Annotated in this window: 1 protein-coding gene; it reads right to left on the bottom strand. The window is 45.2% G+C overall.

Features of this window, described 5'->3' with window-relative positions; genetic code table 11:
- On the bottom strand, positions 1 to 347 hold a 347-nt coding region (locus tag FLQ44_RS17665; RefSeq protein WP_206208951.1), incomplete at both ends, for an enoyl-CoA hydratase-related protein.

Genomic DNA, 347 nt, shown 5'->3' on the forward strand with positions numbered 1-347 from the left:
CCATGTGTGTACGATGGTTTCAGAGACACCTAAACGAATTGTACCTGTTAAATATTGGCTTTCAGTAAGCTCGGCAACAGCCGGTGTTTTTGGATCTCCACCAGGAATCTTATAGCCTTTTACATCATAAGGCTGTTGTGATTTCGGATTCGTCTTGATCCAAGCAATGGCTTTGTCGAGCATGTCTTGCTCATCCTCAGCAAGCTCATTGACTAAACCGAGAGACTTTGCTTTATCCACCCCAAATTGCTTACCTTCCATCAGAAATGGAAAAGCGTTTTGCAATCCAAGTAGTCGTACCATCCGTACGACACCACCACCGCCAGGTAATAAGCCAAGCGTCACCT

Origin of the sequence: Vogesella mureinivorans, from assembly GCF_007644035.1 — a bacterium.
Lineage (GTDB): Bacteria > Pseudomonadota > Gammaproteobacteria > Burkholderiales > Chromobacteriaceae > Vogesella > Vogesella mureinivorans.